The following is a 21,140-nucleotide window of genomic DNA, read 5'->3' as shown; positions in this document are numbered from 1 at the left end:
CGGTGAGGGCGTGGCGATGAAGCCATCAGGGCAGCCCGGTATTATGGCCGCATGACTACCCCCGCATTCCCCACCGAGTCCGGCACCCTCACCCTGCAGGGGCCGGTTGGCCCACTGGAAGTGGCCGTCGACCTGCCCGAGGGCGAGGCCACGCCGCGTCCGGTGACCGCCATCATCTGCCACCCGCTGTCCACCGAGGGCGGCACCATGCACAACAAGGTGGTGACCATGGTCGCGCGCGCGCTGCGCGACCTTGGCGTGACCACGGTGCGCTTCAACTTCCGCAGCGTCGGTGCCTCGGCCGGCGAGTTCGACCACGGCAACGGCGAGCAGGATGACCTGCGCACGGTCGCGGCCTGGGTGCGCGAACAGCGGCCGGACCATGAAATGTGGCTGGCCGGTTTCAGCTTCGGCGCGTTCGTGTCGCTGCGCATGGCCGGCGAACTGCAGCCGCAGGTGCTGGTCTCGATCGCGCCGCCGGCCGGCCGCTGGGACTTCAGCAACCTGCAGCCGCCGGCGCAGTGGCTGGTGGTGCAGGGCGACGAGGACGAGATCGTCGATCCGCAGGCCGTCTACGACTGGCTGGCGACGATGCCGCAGCAGCCGGAGCTGGTGCGCATGCCCGACACCAGCCACTTCTTCCACCGCAAGCTGATCGACCTGCGCGGCGCGGTCAGCCATGGCGTCAAGGCCTGGCTGCCCGGCGCGGGCGCGGCATGAGCGAACTGCTTCCTTCCCAGCGCTACGCGGCCGGCGTGCAGCGTGGCGACTGGCAGAACGACCCCGCCCAGCACGCGGCGCTGGCCGAACTGGACCGCATCCACGAAGCATTGGTCGACTCGCAGCAGGACGGGTGGCTGGACCGGCTGTCGGCGTTCTGGAAGAAACCCGATCCGGTGCGCGGCCTGTACTTCTGGGGCGGCGTCGGCCGCGGCAAGACCTTCCTGGTCGACCTGTTCTACGACGGGTTGCCGATCGAGCAGAAGTACCGCACCCACTTCCACCGCTTCATGCGCGGCATCCACGAGCGCCTGCGCGAACACCAGGGGCAGAGCGACCCGCTGGCGAAGATCGCCCAGGAGTGGCGCAACAACCTGCGCGTGCTGGTGCTGGACGAGTTCTTCGTCACCGACATCGGCGATGCAATGCTGCTGGCGCGCCTGCTCGAGCGCCTGTTCGCCGAGGGCGTGACCCTGGTCACCACCTCCAACACCGCGGTGGAGAACCTCTACCTCAACGGCCTGCAGCGCGACAGCTTCCTGCCGGCCATCGGCCTGCTGCAGAAGTACTGCGTGGAGCTGTACGCCGAGGGCACCGAGGACTACCGCATGCGTGCGCTGACCCGCTCGCCGGTATACCGCGCGCCGCTGGACGATGGCAGCGACGGGTGGATGTGCGGACGCTGGAAGGACCTCAGCGGCGGCGAGGAGGCGCACGGCGGCAACATCCAGATCGAGGGTCGCAAGATCCCGGTACGCGGCCGCGGCAAGAGCATTGCCTGGTTCGATTTCGCTGCATTGTGCGAAGGCCCGCGCGGGCCGGCGGACTACATCGAGATCGCGCGCGAGTTCAACACCGTGCTGGTCGGTGGCATCCCGCATTTCGACCGGCTCAACGAGGACGCGGCGCGCCGCTTCGTCAACCTGATCGACGAGCTGTACGACCGCCAGGTCAACCTGGTCTGCACCGCGCAGGACGCACCGCCGCTGCTGTATTCGGGCACCCGCCTGGCCGGCGCGTTCGAGCGCACCGCCAGCCGCCTGATCGAGATGCAGAGCGCCGAATACCTGGGTACGCCGCACCGCAGCTGAGCGGTGGGCCAGCCCATCCCGCAACGGAGGCCGCATGTCCCAGCGTGAACCCCACCACGGAACCACAGTTTCCAGTGCGCAGGCCGATACGGCCGCACAGGTCGCGCAATGGCTGGCGCAGGCGCGCCACGTCTGCGTGGTGACCGGCGCCGGGATGTCGGCCGAAAGTGGCATCCCGACCTTCCGCGGCACCGATGACAGCCTGTGGTCGCGCTTCGATCCGCAGCAACTGGCCACCGCCGAGGCCTGGCGCGCGGACAGCGAACTGGTGTGGGGCTGGTACCGCTGGCGCATGGCCGGTGTCCAGCGCGCACAGCCCAATGCCGGTCATTGCGCGCTGGCCGCCCTGGCGGCGCGGCACGGCAGTGTGGCGCTGGTGACGCAGAACGTGGATGACCTGCACGAGCGCGCCAGCAGCACGGTGGCTGCGCATGTCCACGGCAACCTGTTCGCGCTGCGCTGCTTCGACTGCGGACACCCGCATGACGCGCCATTGGCGCCGTGCGCCCCGGACAGCACACCGCTGCGCCTCGCACCACCGGTGTGCGGCCACTGCGGTGGCCAGGTGCGGCCGGGCGTGGTCTGGTTTGGCGAGGCGCTGCCCGCGGATGCGTGGCATGCGGCGGTGCAGGCAGCCAGCGACTGCGAGCTGATGCTGGTGGTCGGCACTTCCGGCCTGGTGCATCCCGCCGCCGGCCTGCCAGCGCTGGCACGGCGCCATGGTGCACGCGTGGTCGAGATCAATCCCGCCCCGACCGCGCTGGCTCCTTCGGTGGACTGGGCGTGGCGGGCCACCGCGGCAACCGCCTTGCCGGCGCTGCTCGCCTGCCTGGAAGGATCCGTACCGGATCCCTGACCTGGGGTGGCGCACCGGGATGCTGTTGCCGACGCTTGCTTCGCGCTCACCCGCCACACCATCGCCACTGACCCGCACCTGCAGTGGCTGGTCATCCTGGTGGGACGTCAGCAAGGCTGGCAGCTGGTCCAGCCCCTGCACCTGGTTGCACGAGGGCGATGGTCGCATGGCAGGGTCGTCCATCCGCGTGCCATCAGCATCGCTGTTGGCTGGCCGGGTTGGCTCCGGCAGGAAGTTGCGCTTGTCCGCGCGCCCCGGGGGATGCGGGCCAGATGCAGCGGCGTGTGTATCAACCGCCCAGGCGGCTGTATGCCGGGGCCATGGGTCTGGCCGCGCTGGCGGCGGGATGGCAGATTGTCTGTCGGCACCAGGCAGGCGAGTGCGGTGATGGCAACCAGTTCCGATTTCCTCGAGTACCTGGCAGAGCAGGCCGGACTGGGCGGGGCCCTGACCTTCCGGAAGATGTTTGGCGAGTACGGCGTGTACCTGGATGGCAAGGTGATCGCGTTCGCCTGTGACAACAGCCTGTTCGTCAAGGCCAGTGATGTCACCGCGGCGCTGACGGCAGAGCTGCCGAAGTGCCCGCCCTATCCGGGGGCCAAGCCCTACCCGGTGGCCGATGAACTGCTCGACGACGGCGATGCGTTGAAGGCGTTGTTGCAGCAGACCGCCGCGGCGATGCCGGCTCCCAGGCCCAAGCCCAAGGCGTGACGGAAGATCCGCCCTGGCGCGATCACTGCGCTACTGGTCGAACGCCCGGTCGGACAGAGGCAACTGCCGCACGCATCGATGCGCAGGCCGTGGTCGGTTGCCACACGGACCGGTCGACCGACAGTTGCTGCGTGGCATTGGCCGGCAGGGGATCCTGCACAGCATGCGCAGCGGTTGGGGCGGTCTCCCGGGTGGCGTCGAGGCGCTCACGCCTGCCATCCCTGTGCCACAAAGCATTCGCGGACCATCACCGTATTTTGTGTTGACCATGAGGGAGCTGCCCACTATCTTGTGGTCGTCGGTTCCGGCGGGTTTGCTGCCCGCGGGATTGAAAGGGAAGCCGGTGACGCCTCTTGGCCAGTCCGGCACTGCCCCGCAGCGGTAATTGGGAACGACCCCGCCACACAGCACTGAGGCCACCCCGGCCTTGGGAAGCGGCGGGTAGGAGGAAGGCGCTGCCTTCCGCGCCCATGAGTCCGAAGACCTGCCGACAGCCGCGCGAAGCACAACGCGCGGTGCCGGCTGCGGTGTCTTCGAGGGGAAGACGGCTGGTGACGAAGGCATCGTGGATGCGCCTGCCGGCGCAGTCGCGGTCCTTGCGACGCCGCCTGTCCACACTCATCGCCCAGCACGGCCCCGGGATTCCTGCGAGGGCAGGGCCTGCGTGCATTACACGCCATGAGGGACACCGCCATGACCGACGCAACCGCCGTCATCGAACCGGCCGAGACCGGCTTTGCACTCACCCAGCCGCCAACGGCCACGACCATGAGCGTGACCAAGCGCAACGGCGCCGTCGAGCTGGTCGACCTCAACAAGATCGTGCGCGCGGTGCAGCGCTGCTGCGAGGGTCTGCATGCGGTCGATCCGATGCGCGTGGCCACCCGCACCATCTCCGGCCTGTACGACGGTGCCACCACGGCCGAACTGGACGAACTGTCGATCCGCACCGCCGCGCTGCTGATTGGCGAGGAGCCGGAGTACGGCCGCCTGGCCGCGCGTTTGCTGGCACGCTTCATCGCCAAGGAAGTTTCCGGCCAGGAGATCCATGCCTTTTCGCAATCGGTTACCCGCGGCCATGAGGTCGGGCTGATCAACGAGCGCCTGCTGGATTTCGTGCAGACCAATGCGCGCAAGCTCAACGACGCCATCGACCCGGCGCTGGACCTGGGCTTCGACTACTTCGGCCTGCGCACGCTGTATGACCGCTACCTGCTGCGCCACCCGCACAGCCGCAAGGTGATCGAGACCCCGCAGCAGTTCTTCCTGCGCATCGCCTGCGCGCTGAGCGAGGACGTGCCGGAGGCGCTGGCGCTGTACCGGCGCATGGGCAACCTCGACTACCTGCCCAGCTCGCCGACGCTGTTCAATGCCGGCACCACCCACGAGCAGCTGTCCTCGTGCTTCCTGCTCGATTCGCCGCAGGACTCGCTGGAATCGATCTATGCCCGCTACGGCGACATCGCCCAGCTGTCCAAGTTCAGCGGCGGCATCGGCGTGAGCTATACCCGGGTGCGCTCGCGCGGCTCGCTGATCCGCTCCACCAACGGCCATTCCAACGGCATCGTGCCGTGGCTGAAGACGCTGGATTCCTCGGTGGCCGCGGTCAACCAGGGCGGCAAGCGCAAGGGCGCGGCCTGCGTCTACCTGGAAACCTGGCATGCCGACATCGAGGACTTCCTCGAGCTGCGCGACAACACCGGCGACGAGTCGCGCCGCACCCATAACCTCAACCTGGCCAACTGGGTGCCGGACCTGTTCATGCAACGCGTGGAGGCCGACCAGGAATGGTCGCTGTTCGATCCGCGCGTGGTGCCGGAACTGACCGACCTGTATGGCGACGCGTTCGCGGCGGCCTACCTGCAGGCCGAGGCGCAGGGCAAGGCAGCGCGCACCATCCCGGCGCGCAAGCTGTACGCACGGATGATGCGCACCCTGGCCGAGACCGGCAACGGCTGGATGACCTTCAAGGACAAGTGCAACCGCGCCTCCAACCAGACCCTGCGCGCGGGCAACGTCATCCACCTGTCCAACCTGTGCACCGAGATACTGGAGATCACCTCGGCCGATGAAACCGCGGTGTGCAACCTGGGCTCGATCAACCTCGGCAACCACCTGGACGCCGACGGCAAGTTCGATTTCGACAGGCTGGCCGAGACCGTGCGCCTGGCCGTGCGCCAGCTCGACCGGGTGATCGACCTGAACTTCTATCCGATCGAAACCGCGCGCCGCGGCAACCTGCGCTGGCGGCCGGTCGGGCTGGGCTGCATGGGCCTGCAGGACGTGTTCTTCCGCCAGCGGCTGGCCTTTGATTCGACCGAGGCGCGTGCGCTGTCGGCCAGGATCGCCGAGGAAATCTATTTCCACGCGCTGGAAACCTCGTGCGAGCTGGCCGCCGAGCGCGGCCCGCACCCGGCCTTCGCCGACACCCGTGCCGCCACCGGCGAGCTGCAGTTCGACGCCTGGAACGTGGTACCGGACGACACCGCGCGCTGGGATGCACTGCGCGAGCGGATCAAGGCCCAGGGCCTGCGCAATTCGCTGCTGGTGGCCATCGCCCCGACCGCGACCATCGCCTCCATCGCCGGCTGCTACGAATGCGTCGAGCCGCAGGTGTCCAACCTGTTCAAGCGCGAGACCCTGTCCGGCGACTTCCTGCAGGTCAACCGTTACCTGGTCGAGGAGCTCAAGCGCCTGGGCCTGTGGACCGCGGAAATGCGCGATGCGATCAAGCTGGCCGACGGCTCGATCCAGGGCATCGGCCAGATTCCGGAAGCGCTGCGCCAGGTCTACCGCACCGCCTGGGAACTGCCGATGCGCTCGCTGATCGACATGGCCGCCGGGCGCGGCGCCTTCATCGACCAGTCGGCCTCGCTCAACCTGTTCATGGAGAGCCCGAACATCGGCGCGCTGTCCTCGATGTACATGTACGCGTGGAAGCGCGGCATCAAGACCACCTACTACCTGCGCTCGCGCCCGGCCACGAAGATCGCCAAGACCACGGTGTCGGCCTATACGCCAGCGCAGGCGGTGGCCTGTTCGCTGGAAAACCCCGAAGCCTGCGAGGCCTGCCAGTAACGCCGCTTCACCTGCCGCTGAGTACCGTGCCGATCCAATCGGTACCGGACAGTGGCAGGAGGGTGGAATGAAACGTTACGGCAACCGTTCGGAAAACTCGGGAGTAGAGGCTTACCGGATCACCGACACCGCGATCTTCGTGAAGTTCCGCAACCGCGACGAGCCCTACCAGTACAGCAGTCTTGGCCGTGCCGGTCCGCGCAAGGTGGCGCGGATGAAGCAGCTGGCCGAGGCCGGACAGGGCCTGAGCACCTACATCAGCCAGCACGCGCACGACGACTACGAGCGCTGAACCCATGCCGGCCTTCGCCGGCCCACAGAGCAAACCTTCCATGTCCAACAACACCCGCCAGATGCTGCTCGACCCCGGCTTTGAACTGACCCTGCGGCCGATGCGCTATCCGCAGTTCTACGAGATGTACCGCAACGCGATCAGGAACACCTGGACGGTGGAGGAGATCAACTTCCAGATCGACATCTCCGACCTGCACGGCAAGATGAGCCCGGCCGACCGGCACCTGATCCACCGCCTGGTGGCGTTTTTCGCCACCGGCGATTCCATCGTCTCCAACAACCTGGTGCTCAACCTGTACCAGCACCTCAACGCGCCCGAGGCGCGCATGTACCTGTCAAGGCAGCTTTACGAGGAAGCGCTGCACGTGCAGTTCTACCTGACCCTGCTCGACAACTACCTGCCGGACCCGGACCAGCGCGCCAAGGCGTTCGCCGCAGTGGAGAACATCGACTCGATCCGCAAGAAGGCCGCGTTCTGCTTCAAGTGGATCGACTCGATCCAGGACCTCAAGCGCATCGAGACCCGCGCGCAGCGCCGCCAGTTCCTGCTCAACCAGATCTGCTTTGCCGCCTGCATCGAGGGCCTGTTCTTCTTCGCCGCCTTCGCCTACGTGTACTACTTCCGCTCGCGTGGCCTGCTGCCCGGCCTGGCCAGCGGCACCAACTGGGTGTTCCGCGACGAGAGCGCGCACATGGACTTCGCCTTCGAATCGGTGCGCGTGGTGCGCGAGGAGGAGCCTGGCCTGTTCGACGAGGAAATGAAGCAGCAGGTCTACGACATGCTGGCCGAGGCCATCGAATGCGAGGTGCAGTTTGCCGAGGACGTGCTGTCCGGCGGCGTGGCCGGTATCTCAACGCGCGACATGCGCCAGTACCTGCAGCACTGCGCCGACAACCATTTCGCCAAGCTGGGCATGGAGAAAAAGTACAACGTGCGCAACCCGCTGCCTTTCATGGAACTGCAGGACGTGCAGGAACTGACCAACTTCTTCGAGCGCCGGCCTTCGGCCTACCAGGTCGGCGTGCAGGGCGAGGTCGCCTTCGACATGGCGTTCTGAACCCGGCCATGGATGCGGGGAGTGGGGGAAATGGCGCGATACGTATAGCCATATCGGCCGGGTGGCGCTCAGGCCCGCGTTACGGGGCGTGGCGTATCATCCGCGCCGCTAACCCCCCCCGCCTGGTACCAACATGACCCCCATTCCCCAGTCCGATCCGCCCGTTGAAGTACGCATGGCCGAGATCGTGTTCCCCAACCACACCAACCACCTCGGCACGCTGTTCGGCGGCCAGGCGCTGGCGTGGATGGACAAGGCCGCGTTCCTGGCCGCTGCCCGGTTCTCGCGTCGCACCGTGGTGACCGCCCGTTCGGACCAGGTCGATTTCAAGCTGCCGATCCGCGTCGGTGACATGGTCGAGACCGTCGGCCGCGTGGTGAAGGTCGGCACCAGCTCGATGACCGTGGAAGTGGAGCTGATCACCGAGGACCTGCACACCGGCGAGCGCAAGCTCTGCACCCGCGGCACCTTCGTGATGATCGCGCTCGACGAGTCCGGCCATCCGGTGGCCGTGCCGCGCCTGCCCCAGGCCTGAGCCCGATGATGGGCGGCGACGGCGTGCAAGCTGATTCCCTGCGGGAATTCATCGTGCGCCACCGCCGCCTGCTGGTGCTGACCGGCGCCGGCTGCAGCACCGATTCGGGCATCCCGGATTACCGAGATGTCGATGGCCAGTGGAAGCGGCCGCAACCGGTCAACTTCCAGGACTTCATGGCCCAGCCTGCGACGCGCCAGCGTTACTGGGCGCGCAGCCTGCTGGGCTGGCCGCGCTTTGGTAGCGCCCGGCCCAATGCCACCCACCACGCGCTGGCCGCACTGGAAGCGCAGGGCAGCGTGCAGTTGCTGCTGACCCAGAACGTGGACCGTCTGCACCAGGCCGCCGGCAGCCGGCAGGTGATCGACCTGCACGGCCGGCTGGACCGCGTCCGCTGCATGGGCTGTGAGGCGCGTACCGACCGCGCGGACTTCCAGCAGCGCCTGCTCGATGCCAATCCCGGCTGGGAAAGGATGCAGGCCGGGATCGCGCCCGATGGCGATGCCGACCTGGAAACCGACTTCTCCGGTTTCCGCGTACCCGGGTGCAGCCAGTGCGGCGGCGTGCTCAAGCCTGACGTGGTGTTCTTCGGCGAGAGCGTGCCGCGCGAGCGCGTGGAGGCGGTGCACCAGCACCTGCAGCAGGCCGACGCCATGCTGGTCGTGGGCTCGTCGCTGATGGTGTATTCGGGCTTCCGCTTCGCCCAGGCCGCGGCCAGGGCCGGGCTGCCGGTGGCCGCGCTCAACCGCGGCCGCACCCGCGCCGACGAACTGCTCTCGCTCAAGGTCGAGGCCGACTGCGCCCAGGCGCTGGCCTTCCTGCTCGACGCCGCCGCGCCGGCGCCCCCCGCCGTCCAGTAACGCATCGCCACGAAACAGTGATCCACCGGCGCGGTTGCCCCGTGCCCGTGTGCGCGCTGCAATGCACGCCCCCACGTCCTGCCAAGGTGCTGTCTTGAGCCAGCTGTTCACTCCCCTGTCGCTCGGCCCGCTTTCCCTGCCCAATCGCATCGTCATCGCGCCGATGTGCCAGTACTCGGCCGAGGACGGCCGCGCCACCGACTGGCACGCGCAGCACCTGGGCACGCTGTCCCAGTCCGGCGCCGGCCTGCTGATCCTGGAAGCGGCGGCGGTGGAGCCGCGCGGACGCATCAGCTGGGCCGACCTGGGCCTGTGGGATGACGCTACCGAGGCCGCGTTGGCCCGGGTACTGGCATCGGTGCGGCACTGGTCACCGATGCCGCTGGGCATCCAGCTGGCCCATGCCGGGCGCAAGGCTTCGACCGCACGGCCGTGGGAGGGTGGCGGTGCGGTTGCCCCTGGCCACGAACACGGCTGGCAGACGGTGTCGGCCTCGGCGCGCGGCTTTCGCGACTCCGATCCGCTGCCGCAGGCGCTGGACGCGGCCGGCATCGACGGGGTGGTCGAGGCCTTCGTCGCCGCGGCCCGACGCGCCGAGCGCCTGGGCCTGCAGCTGATCGAGATCCATGCCGCCCACGGCTACCTGCTGCACCAGTTCCTGTCGCCCCTGAGCAACGACCGCGCCGACGAATACGGCGGCTCGCTGCAGAACCGCATGCGCCTGGTCCTGCGCGTGTTCGACGCGGTGCGCGCGGCGGTGTCGCCGGGCATCGCGGTGGGCGTGCGCATCTCGGCCACCGACTGGGTCGAGGGCGGCTGGGACCTGGCCCAGAGCATCGAGCTGGCGCGCGTGCTCGATGCGCGCGGCTGCCATTTCATCCATGTCTCCAGCGGTGGGTTGGACCCGCGCCAGCAGATTCCGGTCGGCCCCGGCTACCAGGTGCCCTTTGCCGAGGCGATCAGGGCGCAGGTGTCGATGCCGGTGATCGCGGTGGGCCTCATCACCGGGCCGGCCCAGGCCGAGGCCATCCTCACCCAGGGCCAGGCCGATGCCGTGGCCCTGGCCCGCGGCATCCTCTACGACCCGCGCTGGCCGTGGCATGCCGCCGCCGCGCTGGGCGACAGCGTGACCCCGGCACCGCAGTACCTGCGCTGCGAGCCGCACGACGCACGCGGTGTGTTCCGTTGAGCCGGCGCGACTGGCGACTGGCGGCTGGCTGCCCGCTGGACGCCCTTGGTATTCGCGTTCTGGATGGCGGCGATCATGGCCCTGCTGATGTGCACCGTGATCACTGCCGCCAACACCGGAGCCGACGCCGGCCTGCCCGGGCGCGTGTTGCGGGCCTATGCGCTGGCGATGCCGATGGCCTTTGGCTGCGTGCTGCTGGTGCGGCCGCTGGTGGCCCGGCTGGTGCGGCTGTGCGTGCGTTCGCCCGGCTGAGGATTGGTTGCAGACGGGATCATCGTGCAGTGCGGCATTGACTGCGCCTACACTCGCCCGGATGACCGACCACGACTACATCCTCACCCTGTCCTGCCCGGATCGCCCGGGCATCGTGTTCCGCGTTTCCGGCGTGCTCTACGAGGCCGGCTGCAACATCCTCGACGCCCAGCAGTACGGCGACGAGGAGAGTGGCCGCTTCTTCCTTCGCGTGCATTTCGACCTCGGCAGCGGTGCCGGCATCGAGGCGGTGCAGCAGGCCATGGCCGCGCTGGGCGAGGCGTTCGCGATGGACTGGCAACTGCACGACGCACGCCGCCGCGCACGCCTGCTGGTGCTGGTCAGCAAGCAGGGGCACTGCCTCAACGACCTGCTGTTCCGCGCGCACAGCCGCCAGCTCAGGGTCGACATCGCCGCGGTGGCCTCCAACCACGCCGACTTCGGCCCGCTGGCCGCGTCCTATGGCGTGCCGTTCAACCACCTGCCGGTCAGCGCCGACAACCGCGATGCGCAGGAGCAGCAGATCATCGACCTGGTCGAGCGCGAGCGCATCGACCTGGTGGTGCTGGCGCGCTACATGCAGATCCTCTCGCCGCGGCTGTGCGAAGCGCTGGCGGGCCGCGCGATCAACATCCACCACAGCTTCCTGCCCAGCTTCAAGGGCGCCCAGCCGTACCACCAGGCGCACGCACGCGGGGTCAAGATCATCGGGGCCACCGCTCACTACGTGACCAGCGACCTGGACGAGGGCCCGATCATCGAACAGGACGTGGCCCGCGTGGACCATTCGATGACCCCGCGCGACCTGGTGCAGCTGGGCAGCGATACCGAATCGCTGGTGCTGGCCCGTGCGGTGCGGCGCCATGTCGAGCAGCGTATCGTGCTCAACGGCCACCGCACGGTGGTGTTCCGCTGAGGATCGCCGGAGGACGGGAGCGAGGTGGCTCCCGTATCCGGTGCCGCAGCCTATTCGTCGATGGCGATCCCGGCCGCGGCCAGTGCGGCGCGGGTCGGTCCGTCGCCCTCGGGCGTGACCGGACGGGTCAGGTCCCACAGGAAACGGACCCGGAAACCGGCCGCCGCCGCGTCCTGCGCGGTCCACAGCACGCAGTAGTCGCGGGCCAGCCCGCACACGTGCACCTCGGCGATGCCGCGCTCGCGCAGCCAGCCGGCCAGGCCGGTGGCCGGGCGGCTGCCATCCGGGCCGTGGTTCTCGAAGAAGGCGCTGTAGGAGTCGACCTCGCCCCGCGAGCCCTTGCGCAGCACCAGGCTGGCCGTGTCCCAGTCCACCCGGGGATCCAGCGCCGCACCGGGCGTGCCGGCCACGCAGTGGTCCGGCCACAGCGTCTGCGGCTGGCCATGCAGCTCGATCTGACCGAACGGCACGCGCCCCGGGTACTGGCTGGCGAACGAGGCATGGTCGGCCGGGTGCCAGTCCTGGGTCGCCACCACGGTGGCGTAGCGGCGCGAGCGCAGCAGGGCATCGATGCCGGGCACGATCGCATCGCCCTCGTGGCAGGGCAGGGCGCCGCCGGGCATGAAATCCGGCTGCAGGTCGACCACGACCAGAGCGACATCATCGGCAAGGCGTTGCATCAGCAGGCTCCAAGCGGAAAGCCGCCAGCTTAGCCGCCCGCTCCGGGCACCGCAGCGGCGGCGTACAGCTGCAACCGGGGATAATGGCCGCTTCCGTACCCCGCCACCGAACGCCGCATGTCCTCGTCCAGCACCCCCAGCCCCGGCCAAGACCGCTACGCCGCCTCGCTGCGCCTGTCCGTTGCGCCGATGATGGACTGGACTGATACCCACTGCCGGATGTTCCACCGCATCCTCGCCCCGGGCGCGCGCCTGTACACCGAGATGGTCCACGCCAATGCGGTGATCCATGGCGACCGCCAGCGCCTGCTGGGCTTCGATGCCAGCGAGCATCCGCTGGCCCTGCAACTGGGTGGCAGCGATCCGGCCCTGCTGGCGCAGGCCGCGCGCATTGCCGCCGACTGGGGCTATGACGAGGTCAACCTCAATTGCGGCTGCCCGTCGGACCGGGTGCAGGCCGGGCGCTTTGGCGCCTGCCTGATGCGCGAGCCGGAACTGGTAGCCGATTGCGTGGCCGCGATGTCGGCCGCGGTGGACATCCCGGTCACGGTGAAGTGCCGGCTCGGGGTGGACGAGGACAAGGACTACGACCAGTTCCGCGCCTTCATCGACCGTGTCGCCGCCGCCGGCAGCGGCCTGTTCGTGGTCCATGCCCGCAACGCGTGGCTCAAGGGCCTGTCGCCGAAGGAAAACCGCGAGGTGCCGCCGCTGCGCTACGACTGGGCCTACCGGCTCAAGGCCGAGCGTCCGGACCTGCAGGTGGTACTCAATGGCGGCATCGCCTCGGTCGAGACCGCGCAGGCCCAGTTTGAACATCTGGACGGGGTCATGCTCGGCCGCGCCGCCTACCACGACCCCTATGTGCTGCATGCACTGGAAGCGGCGCAGACCGGCAGCCCGCTGCGTCCGCGCGAGGAACTGCTGCAGCAGCTGCGTCCCTACGTCGAGGCGCGACTGGCCGAAGGCCTGGCGCTCAAGCACATCACCAGACACCTGCTGGGCCTGTTCCACGGCCAGCCCGGCGGCCGCGGCTTCCGCCAAGTGCTGAGCGAGGGCGCACACCGCCCGGGCGCGGACTGGTCGCTGGTTGAACAGGCGCTGCAGGTGACCCGGGATCAGGCCGCCCGCGTGGCTGCCTGAGCGCGACGCGGCACTGTATGAATACGGCAGCCGGATCGGTTACCTTGCTGAACAGGCGCCCAGCGCCCGCGAGAGGGTTCAGACCGGATTCAACGCGGTAAATCAAGAATTTGCCTCGTTTTCGAGGGGTCCCCGGAGTGTTTGCCGAGGCTTCCACTTCACGTTTTTTGAACGTCTCGCCGCAGTCCGTTAGGATCGAATTGATGCTTGCTTCCGTAACCACCCACCGAATGCCAGTTGTCGCCGCGATGGTCCTCGCCTTCGGCGTGGGCAGCGCCGCGCGGGTGGAGGCACAGGAGCCGCCGACCCCGATGACCCGCTCCGAAGCCCGCGCCGCGGTCCGCGCCCAGGCCTCGGATGTCTCGCTGTCCGACGCGGTGCGCCGCGTGCAGCGCACCACCGGTGGCCGCATCCTCGGTGCCGAGCGCGTTCCCTATGACGGGCGCGACATCAACCGGGTCAAGTACATGGATGATCGCGGCCGGGTCCGCTACATGGATGACCCGTCGCCCAGCCGTAGCCAGCCGCGTACGCCGCGGGAAGCATCACGACACGGCGATAACCCCTGATCTTCGATATTCGTCCGGGTCAATGTGAATACACGGCTGGCAGCACGCCGGCCCAGAGAAACTAGGGAGAGTTCATGCGTATCCTGCTGGTCGAAGACGAAGCCCCGCTGCGGGAAACCCTGGCAGCCCGTCTGAAGCGCGAAGGTTTTGCGGTGGATGCCGCCCAGGACGGTGAGGAAGGCCTGTACATGGGCCGCGAAGTGCCTTTCGACGTGGGCATCATCGACCTCGGCCTGCCCAAGATGTCGGGCATGGAACTGATCCGCGCGCTGCGCGATGAAGGCAAGAAGTTTCCGGTGCTGATCCTGACCGCGCGTTCGAGCTGGCAGGACAAGGTCGAGGGCCTCAAGCAGGGCGCCGACGATTACCTGGTCAAGCCGTTCCACGTGGAAGAGCTGCTGGCGCGCGTCAACGCGCTGCTGCGCCGCGCCGCCGGCTGGTCCAAGCCGACCCTGGAGTGCGGTCCCGTCGCGCTCGACCTGGCCGCGCAGACCGTCAGCGTCCACGGCAGCAACGTCGACCTGACCAGCTACGAGTACAAGGTGCTCGAGTACCTGATGATGCACGCCGGCGAGCTGGTCTCGAAGGCCGACCTGACCGAGCACATCTACCAGCAGGACTTCGACCGCGACTCCAACGTGCTGGAAGTCTTCATCGGCCGCCTGCGCAAGAAGCTGGATCCGGACGGCGAACTGAAGCCGATCGAGACCGTCCGCGGTCGCGGCTACCGCTTCGCGATCCCGCGCAACGAGGGCTGAGCGCCGTCAGGCGTGTAAGGCGTGCGCGGCCGTTTCTGGTTCATTCCCCGCTGGCGGCCGCGTTCACTGCAGGCGCGCCAGCTGCTGGCCGCCTCGCTCGGTCTGGTCGCGTTCCTGGCACTGGCCGGCTATGCGCTTGATGCCGCGTTTGCCGACACCGCCCGCGCCAACCTGCGCGAACGCCTGAAGAACTATGCCACCGCCTATGCCGGTGGCATCGACTTCACCCGCGACCGCTCGCTGTATATCCGCGAGCAGCCGCCGGATCCGCGCTTCGACGTCCCCGGCAGCGGCCTGTACCTGCAGGTGGTGATGCCCAACGGCTATGGCAATTCGATGTCGGCCGAAGGGCCGATCCTGCCCGATGCCAGCGGCCGCCTCCTCGCGCCACGCCAGGAAGTGTTCGAAGGCCCGCTGCCGATGACCCAGATCGACGGCAGCCCCGGCGAGGTCTACCGCTATGGCCTGGGCCTGGTGTGGGGCGGCGATGGCCTGCCCGAGGCCGAATTCCCCTACACGATCTACGTGATGGAAGACTCGCGCGCGCTGGGCGCGCAGCTGCGCGTGTTCCGTGGCGCGGTGTGGTTCTGGCTGGGCGTCACCGGCCTGATCCTGCTGCTGCTGCAGACCCTGGTCCTGCAGTGGAGCCTGCGCCCGCTCAAGCGGGTGATCATCGAACTGACCAAGGTCCAGCGTGGTGAACGCGAGCGCATGAGCGAACTGCATCCGCGCGAGCTCGAGCCGCTGACCGCCAGCATCAACGCCTTCATCGAGAGCGAGCGCGAGAACCTGGACCGCCAGCGCAACACCCTGGCTGATCTGGCGCACAGCCTGAAGACTCCGATCGCGGTGCTGCGTACCCAGCTGGACAGCGGCTCGGACGATGCGGCGCTGCGCGAGGAGCTGGACGTGCAGCTGCAGCGCATGAACAACCTGGTGTCCTACCAGCTGGCACGCGCGGCCAGCAGTGGCCACAAGCTGTTCTCCGCGCCGGTACCGATCGAATCCAACGCCGAGGAAATCGTGCGCGGCCTGGAGAAGGTCTACGCGTCCAAGGGCGTGCTGTGCGAATTCGAGATCGAGCCGGGCGTGAAGTTCTACGGCGAACCAGGTGACCTGCAGGAACTGCTGGGCAACCTGCTGGAGAACGCGTTCAAGTGGGCCAGGCGCCGCGTGCTGCTGACCGTGCGTTCGCGCCCGGTCGCCGGCAGCCGCCGCGCCGGGCTGGAACTGGCGGTGGACGACGACGGCCCGGGCATCGCGCCGGAGGACATCGCCAAGGTGCTGCAGCGTGGCGTGCGCGGCGACGAGCGCGTGCAGGGCCACGGCATCGGCCTGTCGATCGTGCAGGACCTGATCCGCGACTACCGCGGCGAACTGCAGGTCAAGCGTTCCACCGAACTGGGGGGGGCGCGTTTCGAGGTCGGGTTGCCGCCCAGCCTGTAAGCGGCGGTCAGTCCGTGGCCATCGGCGAGCGCCCGTAGAAGCGGCGCAGGTGCGCGGCCACCTCCGGCATGTGCGCGGCCAGCAGGTCCGGGGCGGAGAAGTGGTACTCGCTGGCCACGGCGAAGAATTCCTCCGGCGCCTCGGCGGCATAGGCATCGATGGCGACGTCCTCGCCGCGGTCGACCTGTTCGCAGAAGGCGTCGTACTGCCGCTGGAAATCGCGGGCCCACTGCATCTGCCATTCCCGCGGCAGCGGCGGCGTGCCGTCCAGCGCGCCATCGAGCACGTCGATCTTGTGCGCCATCTCGTGCACCGCCACGCAGAAGCCGGCGTCGGGCTCGGCCAGGTCGGCCTGCACGTCGGCCCAGGACAGGATCAGCGGCCCGGCTTCCCAGGCCTCCCCGGCCAGTTCGTCATCCCACTCGTGCAGCACGCCGGCGGCATCGACATGGCTGCGCTGCACGCGGAAGGCGTCGGGGTAGACCACCAGTTCAGACCAGCCATGCAGGCCTTCGCCACCGAACTCCAGCAGCGGCAGGCAGCACAGCGCGGCCAGCAGGGCGCGTTCGGTCGCGTCCAGCGCCAGGCCGGCGACGGGGGTGATGGTCTTTTCGTGGAGGAAGCGGCTGGCCAGCCGGTGCAGGCGCTGGTCGTGCTCGCGATCCAGGCGTTGCAGCCAGAGGCTGCGGCCGCGCACGGCCAGCCAGGTGGATTGGTCGATCGGGGTGGGCGGGCGGCGCAGTCGCGCCAGCAGGCGCTGGATCAGCGGAACATGCCCGGCAGGAAGCGATGCCATTTCGGTGCGCGCAGTCGCGGCAGCAGGTCATCGTCGCCGCCGCTGTGGCCGACGCCGGACTTGGCCGGGGCCGTGGCCGAGGCGCCGCCGGAAGGGCCGGCCGGTGCCGATTCGTTCCCCCGCTCGTCGCTGGCCGTGTAGGTGCAACCCTCGCCCCGGCTGGTGGAGGCCGCTTCGGTGGCCTGCACGGTGAGCGGCGCCGTCAACAGGATCAGGCAATGGGCAATACGGCGCATCGTCATTCCAGGAGGGGCGGGTGGACCCCGATTCTAGCCTGCTTTTTTGTATGAATTGGCAAGCCGATTGGGCCGGTCCGGGGGTCTGGCGCATAATCCGCCGTTTATTCGGGCGGGACCCTGCCGTGGACGATCGCGAACTGCTGGCCAAACTCGGGGCGGGGCGCCTGTCCGGTGACGCGCTGGCGCGCGAACTCGGCCAGACCCGGGCGGCCGTATGGAAGCGGATCCAGGGTCTGCGCGCAGCCGGCATCGCCATCGAGGGCCGGGCCGGCGACGGCTACCGGCTGGAACAGCCGCTGGAACTGCTCGAGGCCAGGCGCATCGGCGACGGCCTGTCTGCCGGCGCTGACGCCGAGCTGGCCGCGCTGGACATCGCCTGGAGCCTGGGCTCGACCAATACCGAACTGCTGCGCCGCCCGACCCCGGCCCACGGCGCCGAGGTGCTGCTGGCCGAGCGCCAGACCGGCGGCCGCGGACGCCGTGGCCGGCACTGGGCCTCGCCGCTGGCCGCGCACCTGTACCTGTCGGTGCTGCGCGGTTTTTCCGGCGGCCTGTCGCGGATGGGCGGACTGAGCCTGGCGGCCGGGGTCGTGGTTGCCGAGGCCCTGCAGTCGCAGGGCTTTGCCCAGGTCCGGCTGAAGTGGCCCAACGACCTGGTGGTGGACGAACGCAAGCTCGGCGGCCTGCTGGTGGAGGGCGGCGGTGAATTCGCCGGACCGGCGCGGGCGGTGATCGGCTTGGGCCTCAACGTACGCATGCCGTCAGCGATGGCCGAGGGCATCAACCAGCCGTGGACCGATCTGTGGACGTTGGCTGGGTCCGAGGTATCGCGCAACGAGGTTGCCGCCGCGGTGCTGTCGGCGCTGTTGCCGGCGCTGGCCACTTTCGAGAAGCACGGGCTCTCGGCATTCGTCGACCGCTTTGCCGCGCTCGATGCGCTGGCCGGGCGCCAGGTTCGGGTCGAGGATGGCGGCGTGATGCATTACGGGCTGGCCTGCGGGCTGGCCGAGGACGGTGCCCTGCGCGTACGCACCGATGACGGCGAGCGCAGCTTCCATGCCGGCGAAGTCAGCGTGAGGCCGGCATGAGCCAGTGGCTGTTCGACCTGGGCAATTCCCGCTTCAAGTTCGCGCCGCTGCAGGGCAACCGGGCCGGCGACGTGCAGGCCTGGGCCCACGGCGCCGAGGACATGACCACCGCCGCGCTGCAGGCCCTGCCCACCGGCGAGGTGGCCTGGGTGGCGAGCGTTGCCGCACCGGCACTGACCGCCGCGGTGATGGAGGTGCTGCAGTCGCGCTTCGCCCAGGTGCGCGTGGCCCGGACCAGCGCCGAGTGCGCCGGCGTGCGCATTGCCTACGCCCGGCCCGAGCGCTTCGGCGTGGATCGTTTCCTCGGCCTGCTGGCTGCCGCCGAGGCCGGTGCCCCGGTGGTGGTGGCCGGGGTGGGGACCGCGCTGACCATCGACCTGCTCGACGCCGACGGCCTGCACCGCGGCGGACGCATCGCCGCCTCGCCGACCACGATGCGTCTGGCCCTGCACGCGCGTGCGGTGCAGCTGCCCGAAAGCGGCGGCGACTACGCCGAGTTCGCCAACGACACCGCCGATGCGCTGGCCTCCGGCTGCGACGGCGCGGCGGTGGCGCTGATCGAACGCAGCCTGGCCCAGGCCCGGGCCGTGCTGGATGAGGTGCCGCAGCTGATCCTTCACGGGGGTGGCGGCCCGGCACTGCTGCCGTTGCTGCCGCAGGCGCGGTTCCGCCCCAGTCTGGTGCTCGACGGCCTCGCGCGCTGGGCCGTGCACCAGCCCGTCGCGCAAGGCTAGGATCGACCCATGCTGATACGTGCACTGATCCTGGTACTGGCCGTCCTCAACGTGGGCGTGGCGATGTGGTGGATGACCCGGGGCGACGCGCCAGTGGAGGTTGACGAACCCGCGGTGCGCGCCGGCGTGGCCACGCTGGAACTGCTGCCATCTGCCCCTGCAGGCGAACCGGCAGGCCAGCCACCGGTTACCGACAACGCCGGGTCGGAAGAACCTGCCGTGCAGGCCGAGGCGGAAGCGCCGGCAAGTGCCGATACCAGCGAGCGCTGCGTGAGCCTGGGGCCGTACACCGATCGCGACACCGCCCAGGCCGCGCTGCAGCGCATCGGCGGCGTCTCCGCGCGTGGCCGCCTGCGTGAACAGCCCACCGCCGCCAGTGGCAGTTACCGGGTCATGCTGCCGGCTTCGCCCAGCCGCGCGCAGGCCCAGGCCGTGGTCGACCGCATCGTGGCCGCCGGCATCAGCGACTACTACGTCATTGGCCAGGGCGAGGAAGCCAACGCCATTGCGCTGGGCCAGTACCGCCACCGCGAGGGTGCCGAACGCCGGCGTGCCGAGCTGGTGGCCGCGGGCTTCCCGGCCGAAATCAGCGGCGGTGAAGCCGGTTCGCGCTGGTGGATCGATGCCGCCACCACTGCCGGCACCACGCCGGCCACGCTGCAGGCTCGTGCCCGGGCCAGCGGCCATCAGTCACTGGACTGCGCGCGCCTGCGCTAGAATGCCCAGCCCGCGGCAAGCCCTGCTTCCCGCGTTTGCCGGCATAGCTCAGTTGGTAGAGCAACCGCCTTGTAAGCGGTAGGTCCCCAGTTCGAACCCGGGTGTCGGCACCACCACCTTGATCCGATGGATCCGGCAGCATGGCCGATCCACGCAGAACCCCGCGAAAGCGGGGTTTTTTGTTGCGTGCAACGAGGTGGCAGCGGCACTTGGCGCCAGACGCCTGCCGCGCAGGGAAGTCCTGCATCGCGGCGCATGGCAGCCCTCGCTGCCGGTGCCCGGCGCCGTCACGAGGACGGACACTGGCGGCCTGGGGTGGATGCGTATTCGCCACCCGCCGGGCGCGCGGATCATGGCACACCTGCGCGTACTGCTGCGGCGCGGCGGGAGCATGCGCGGTACGCTGGCTAGACTGGGCCGCTTTGCAGGAGGCTTGGATGGCTGCGTTTTCCCCTGTTTCGTTGATCGGCGTACCCACCGACGTGGGCGCAGGCCACCGTGGCGCGCGCCTGGGGCCGGAGGCCCTGCGCATTGCCGGATTGCCCGAGGCCCTGGCCGCGCGTGGCGTGGACGTGCGTGACATCGGCAACCTCGATGGCCCGCGCAATCCGTGGACGGCACCGGTCGGCGGCTATCGCCACCTGCAGGAAGTGGCCGAATGGAACCGGCTGCTGATGGAAGCCAGCTACACGCAGCTGTGCGGGGGCCGCATGCCGATCATGCTCGGTGGCGACCACTGCCTGGGCCTGGGTTCGATCACCGCCGTCGCGCGCTGGTGCCGCGAGCAGGGCAAGGACCTGCGCGTGCTGTGGCTGGATGCGCATTCGGACTTCAACACCTCCGACGTCACGCCCTCGGGCAACATCCACGGCATGCCGGTGGCCTGCCTGTGCGGACTGGGCCCGGACGTGCTGACGAAACTTGGGGGTGATGCGCCGGCGATCTCGCCGCAGCAGGTGCGTCAGATCGGCATCCGCTCGGTGGATCCGGAAGAGAAGCGGCTGATCAAGGAACACCGCGTCGACGTCTACGACATGCGCTACATCGACGAGGCGGGCATGAAGCGCACGATGGAAGCGGCGCTGGACGGCATCGACGGCGACACCCACCTGCATGTCAGCTTCGACGTGGATTTCCTCGATCCCAGCATCGCCCCGGGCGTGGGCACCACGGTGCCGGGCGGGGTCAACTACCGCGAGGCGCAGCTGGTGATGGAGATGATCGCCGACACCGGGCGCATGGGCTCGCTGGACATCGTCGAACTCAACCCGCTGCTGGACAACCGCAACGCCACCGCCGAGCTGGCCGTGGACCTGGTGGAAAGCCTGTTCGGCAAGTCCACGCTGATGCGGGACTGAGCCTCAGCCTGAACGGGCCTCGATGCTGTTCACGTTCGCTCCACGCCGTTGCAGC

General features: G+C 69.0%; 23 protein-coding genes, 1 tRNA gene and 1 riboswitch. Of the genes, 21 read left to right on the top strand and 3 right to left on the bottom strand.

Annotated features, from left to right (window positions below):
* Positions 1-51 precede the first annotated feature (51 nt).
* The 12 genes from LG380_RS11810 (at position 52) to purU (ending at position 11,560) form a co-directional block, all read left to right on the top strand.
* A complete protein-coding gene (locus tag LG380_RS11810; RefSeq protein WP_225765348.1) occupies positions 52-720 on the top strand; it encodes an alpha/beta hydrolase in 669 nt (222 codons plus the stop codon).
* The gene (gene zapE, locus LG380_RS11805) at positions 717-1,811 is read left to right on the top strand and encodes a cell division protein ZapE (RefSeq protein ID WP_225765347.1); all 1,095 of its coding nucleotides are present in this window, start codon (positions 717-719) and stop codon (positions 1,809-1,811) included. Before LG380_RS11810 ends, zapE begins: the two co-directional genes overlap by 4 nt.
* A 34-nt stretch (positions 1,812-1,845) precedes the next feature.
* Entirely contained in the window at positions 1,846-2,667 is an 822-nt protein-coding gene (locus LG380_RS11800) for an NAD-dependent deacylase (protein ID WP_225765345.1), read from the top strand.
* 387 nt (positions 2,668-3,054) lie between these two features.
* Positions 3,055-3,378, top strand: coding sequence for a TfoX/Sxy family protein (locus LG380_RS11795; RefSeq protein WP_225765343.1), 324 nt, complete (start codon positions 3,055-3,057; stop codon positions 3,376-3,378).
* 282 nt (positions 3,379-3,660) lie between these two features.
* Positions 3,661-3,885: riboswitch (cobalamin riboswitch) on the top strand.
* A 186-nt stretch (positions 3,886-4,071) separates the two neighbouring features.
* Positions 4,072-6,456, top strand: coding sequence for a ribonucleoside-diphosphate reductase subunit alpha (locus LG380_RS11790; RefSeq protein WP_225765341.1), 2,385 nt, complete (start codon positions 4,072-4,074; stop codon positions 6,454-6,456).
* A 67-nt stretch (positions 6,457-6,523) separates the two neighbouring features.
* A complete protein-coding gene (locus LG380_RS11785; RefSeq protein WP_225765340.1) occupies positions 6,524-6,748 on the top strand; it encodes a hypothetical protein in 225 nt (74 codons plus the stop codon).
* Positions 6,749-6,788: 40 nt separating this feature from the next.
* Entirely contained in the window at positions 6,789-7,808 is a 1,020-nt protein-coding gene (locus LG380_RS11780) for a ribonucleotide-diphosphate reductase subunit beta (RefSeq protein ID WP_225765339.1), read from the top strand.
* A gap of 133 nt (positions 7,809-7,941) precedes the next feature.
* A complete protein-coding gene (locus tag LG380_RS11775; RefSeq protein ID WP_225765338.1) occupies positions 7,942-8,343 on the top strand; it encodes an acyl-CoA thioesterase in 402 nt (133 codons plus the stop codon).
* 23 nt (positions 8,344-8,366) lie between these two features.
* The gene (locus LG380_RS11770) at positions 8,367-9,203 is read left to right on the top strand and encodes an NAD-dependent protein deacetylase (RefSeq protein WP_263973782.1); all 837 of its coding nucleotides are present in this window, start codon (positions 8,367-8,369) and stop codon (positions 9,201-9,203) included.
* Positions 9,204-9,264: 61 nt separating this feature from the next.
* Complete coding sequence (locus tag LG380_RS11765; RefSeq protein ID WP_225765336.1) at positions 9,265-10,392, top strand: NADH:flavin oxidoreductase/NADH oxidase; 1,128 nt, start codon at positions 9,265-9,267, stop codon at positions 10,390-10,392.
* A gap of 63 nt (positions 10,393-10,455) precedes the next feature.
* Complete coding sequence (locus tag LG380_RS11760) at positions 10,456-10,644, top strand: DUF2798 domain-containing protein (protein WP_225766588.1); 189 nt, start codon at positions 10,456-10,458, stop codon at positions 10,642-10,644.
* 61 nt (positions 10,645-10,705) lie between these two features.
* Entirely contained in the window at positions 10,706-11,560 is an 855-nt protein-coding gene (gene purU / locus LG380_RS11755) for a formyltetrahydrofolate deformylase (protein ID WP_225765335.1), read from the top strand.
* Between the two features lie 50 nt (positions 11,561-11,610).
* Here the strand turns inward: purU and LG380_RS11750 are convergent, their stop codons facing one another.
* A complete protein-coding gene (locus LG380_RS11750) occupies positions 11,611-12,240 on the bottom strand; it encodes a nicotinamidase (protein ID WP_225765334.1) in 630 nt (209 codons plus the stop codon).
* A 117-nt stretch (positions 12,241-12,357) separates the two neighbouring features.
* On the opposite strand from LG380_RS11750, the gene dusA reads away from it, so the two are divergent.
* The 4 genes from dusA (at position 12,358) to LG380_RS11730 (ending at position 16,153) form a co-directional block, all read left to right on the top strand.
* Positions 12,358-13,380, top strand: coding sequence for a tRNA dihydrouridine(20/20a) synthase DusA (dusA, locus tag LG380_RS11745; RefSeq protein ID WP_225765333.1), 1,023 nt, complete (start codon positions 12,358-12,360; stop codon positions 13,378-13,380).
* Between the two features lie 203 nt (positions 13,381-13,583).
* Positions 13,584-13,949: a hypothetical protein gene (locus tag LG380_RS11740; protein ID WP_225765332.1), complete on the top strand. Its 366-nt coding sequence runs from the start codon at positions 13,584-13,586 to the stop codon at positions 13,947-13,949.
* Positions 13,950-14,023: 74 nt separating this feature from the next.
* Positions 14,024-14,707 (top strand): response regulator transcription factor, encoded by a 684-nt coding sequence (locus LG380_RS11735; protein WP_225765330.1) that lies wholly within the window; start codon positions 14,024-14,026, stop codon positions 14,705-14,707.
* Positions 14,708-14,728: 21 nt separating this feature from the next.
* Positions 14,729-16,153, top strand: coding sequence for an ATP-binding protein (locus LG380_RS11730; protein ID WP_225765328.1), 1,425 nt, complete (start codon positions 14,729-14,731; stop codon positions 16,151-16,153).
* A 7-nt stretch (positions 16,154-16,160) separates the two neighbouring features.
* On the opposite strand, the gene LG380_RS11725 is transcribed toward LG380_RS11730, so the two are convergent.
* The gene (locus tag LG380_RS11725) at positions 16,161-16,949 is read right to left on the bottom strand and encodes a M90 family metallopeptidase (protein WP_225765326.1); all 789 of its coding nucleotides are present in this window, start codon (positions 16,947-16,949) and stop codon (positions 16,161-16,163) included.
* Positions 16,916-17,185 carry a hypothetical protein gene (locus tag LG380_RS11720; RefSeq protein ID WP_225765324.1) on the bottom strand — a complete coding sequence of 90 codons (270 nt, stop codon included), beginning with the start codon at positions 17,183-17,185 and terminating at the stop codon, positions 16,916-16,918. The genes LG380_RS11725 and LG380_RS11720 overlap by 34 nt, the downstream gene beginning before the upstream one ends.
* Positions 17,186-17,235: 50 nt before the next feature.
* Between LG380_RS11720 and birA the strand changes: the two genes are divergently transcribed.
* The 5 genes from birA (at position 17,236) to rocF (ending at position 21,085) form a co-directional block, all read left to right on the top strand.
* Complete coding sequence (gene birA / locus LG380_RS11715) at positions 17,236-18,276, top strand: bifunctional biotin--[acetyl-CoA-carboxylase] ligase/biotin operon repressor BirA (protein WP_318780081.1); 1,041 nt, start codon at positions 17,236-17,238, stop codon at positions 18,274-18,276.
* Complete coding sequence (locus LG380_RS11710) at positions 18,273-19,010, top strand: type III pantothenate kinase (RefSeq protein ID WP_225765318.1); 738 nt, start codon at positions 18,273-18,275, stop codon at positions 19,008-19,010. The genes birA and LG380_RS11710 overlap by 4 nt, the downstream gene beginning before the upstream one ends.
* A gap of 9 nt (positions 19,011-19,019) precedes the next feature.
* Complete coding sequence (locus LG380_RS11705; RefSeq protein WP_225765317.1) at positions 19,020-19,727, top strand: SPOR domain-containing protein; 708 nt, start codon at positions 19,020-19,022, stop codon at positions 19,725-19,727.
* A 37-nt stretch (positions 19,728-19,764) separates the two neighbouring features.
* Positions 19,765-19,840 (top strand) — tRNA-Thr (locus LG380_RS11700).
* Positions 19,841-20,164: 324 nt separating this feature from the next.
* Positions 20,165-21,085, top strand: coding sequence for an arginase (gene rocF / locus LG380_RS11695; RefSeq protein ID WP_225765316.1), 921 nt, complete (start codon positions 20,165-20,167; stop codon positions 21,083-21,085).
* The last annotated feature ends 55 nt before the right edge of the window (positions 21,086-21,140 follow it).

The organism is Stenotrophomonas sp. Marseille-Q4652, assembly GCF_916618915.1.
Lineage (GTDB): Bacteria > Pseudomonadota > Gammaproteobacteria > Xanthomonadales > Xanthomonadaceae > Stenotrophomonas.
This window is presented reverse-complemented; position numbering and strand designations above follow the sequence as displayed.

Coding starts and splice junctions, on each gene's coding strand:
- LG380_RS11780 (WP_225765339.1), top strand. CDS start 6,789: ATGTCCAACAACACCCGCCAGATGCTGCTCGACCCCGGCTTTGAACTG.
- LG380_RS11725 (WP_225765326.1), bottom strand. CDS start 16,949: ATGGCATCGCTTCCTGCCGGGCATGTTCCGCTGATCCAGCGCCTGCTG.
- LG380_RS11765 (WP_225765336.1), top strand. CDS start 9,265: ATGCACGCCCCCACGTCCTGCCAAGGTGCTGTCTTGAGCCAGCTGTTC.
- dusA (WP_225765333.1), top strand. CDS start 12,358: ATGTCCTCGTCCAGCACCCCCAGCCCCGGCCAAGACCGCTACGCCGCC.
- LG380_RS11795 (WP_225765343.1), top strand. CDS start 3,055: ATGGCAACCAGTTCCGATTTCCTCGAGTACCTGGCAGAGCAGGCCGGA.
- rocF (WP_225765316.1), top strand. CDS start 20,165: ATGGCTGCGTTTTCCCCTGTTTCGTTGATCGGCGTACCCACCGACGTG.
- LG380_RS11750 (WP_225765334.1), bottom strand. CDS start 12,240: ATGCAACGCCTTGCCGATGATGTCGCTCTGGTCGTGGTCGACCTGCAG.
- LG380_RS11785 (WP_225765340.1), top strand. CDS start 6,524: ATGAAACGTTACGGCAACCGTTCGGAAAACTCGGGAGTAGAGGCTTAC.
- zapE (WP_225765347.1), top strand. CDS start 717: ATGAGCGAACTGCTTCCTTCCCAGCGCTACGCGGCCGGCGTGCAGCGT.
- LG380_RS11710 (WP_225765318.1), top strand. CDS start 18,273: ATGAGCCAGTGGCTGTTCGACCTGGGCAATTCCCGCTTCAAGTTCGCG.
- LG380_RS11740 (WP_225765332.1), top strand. CDS start 13,584: ATGCTTGCTTCCGTAACCACCCACCGAATGCCAGTTGTCGCCGCGATG.
- LG380_RS11790 (WP_225765341.1), top strand. CDS start 4,072: ATGACCGACGCAACCGCCGTCATCGAACCGGCCGAGACCGGCTTTGCA.
- purU (WP_225765335.1), top strand. CDS start 10,706: ATGACCGACCACGACTACATCCTCACCCTGTCCTGCCCGGATCGCCCG.
- LG380_RS11705 (WP_225765317.1), top strand. CDS start 19,020: ATGCTGATACGTGCACTGATCCTGGTACTGGCCGTCCTCAACGTGGGC.
- LG380_RS11810 (WP_225765348.1), top strand. CDS start 52: ATGACTACCCCCGCATTCCCCACCGAGTCCGGCACCCTCACCCTGCAG.
- LG380_RS11760 (WP_225766588.1), top strand. CDS start 10,456: ATGGCGGCGATCATGGCCCTGCTGATGTGCACCGTGATCACTGCCGCC.
- birA (WP_318780081.1), top strand. CDS start 17,236: ATGAATTGGCAAGCCGATTGGGCCGGTCCGGGGGTCTGGCGCATAATC.
- LG380_RS11775 (WP_225765338.1), top strand. CDS start 7,942: ATGACCCCCATTCCCCAGTCCGATCCGCCCGTTGAAGTACGCATGGCC.
- LG380_RS11800 (WP_225765345.1), top strand. CDS start 1,846: ATGTCCCAGCGTGAACCCCACCACGGAACCACAGTTTCCAGTGCGCAG.
- LG380_RS11720 (WP_225765324.1), bottom strand. CDS start 17,185: ATGCGCCGTATTGCCCATTGCCTGATCCTGTTGACGGCGCCGCTCACC.
- LG380_RS11735 (WP_225765330.1), top strand. CDS start 14,024: ATGCGTATCCTGCTGGTCGAAGACGAAGCCCCGCTGCGGGAAACCCTG.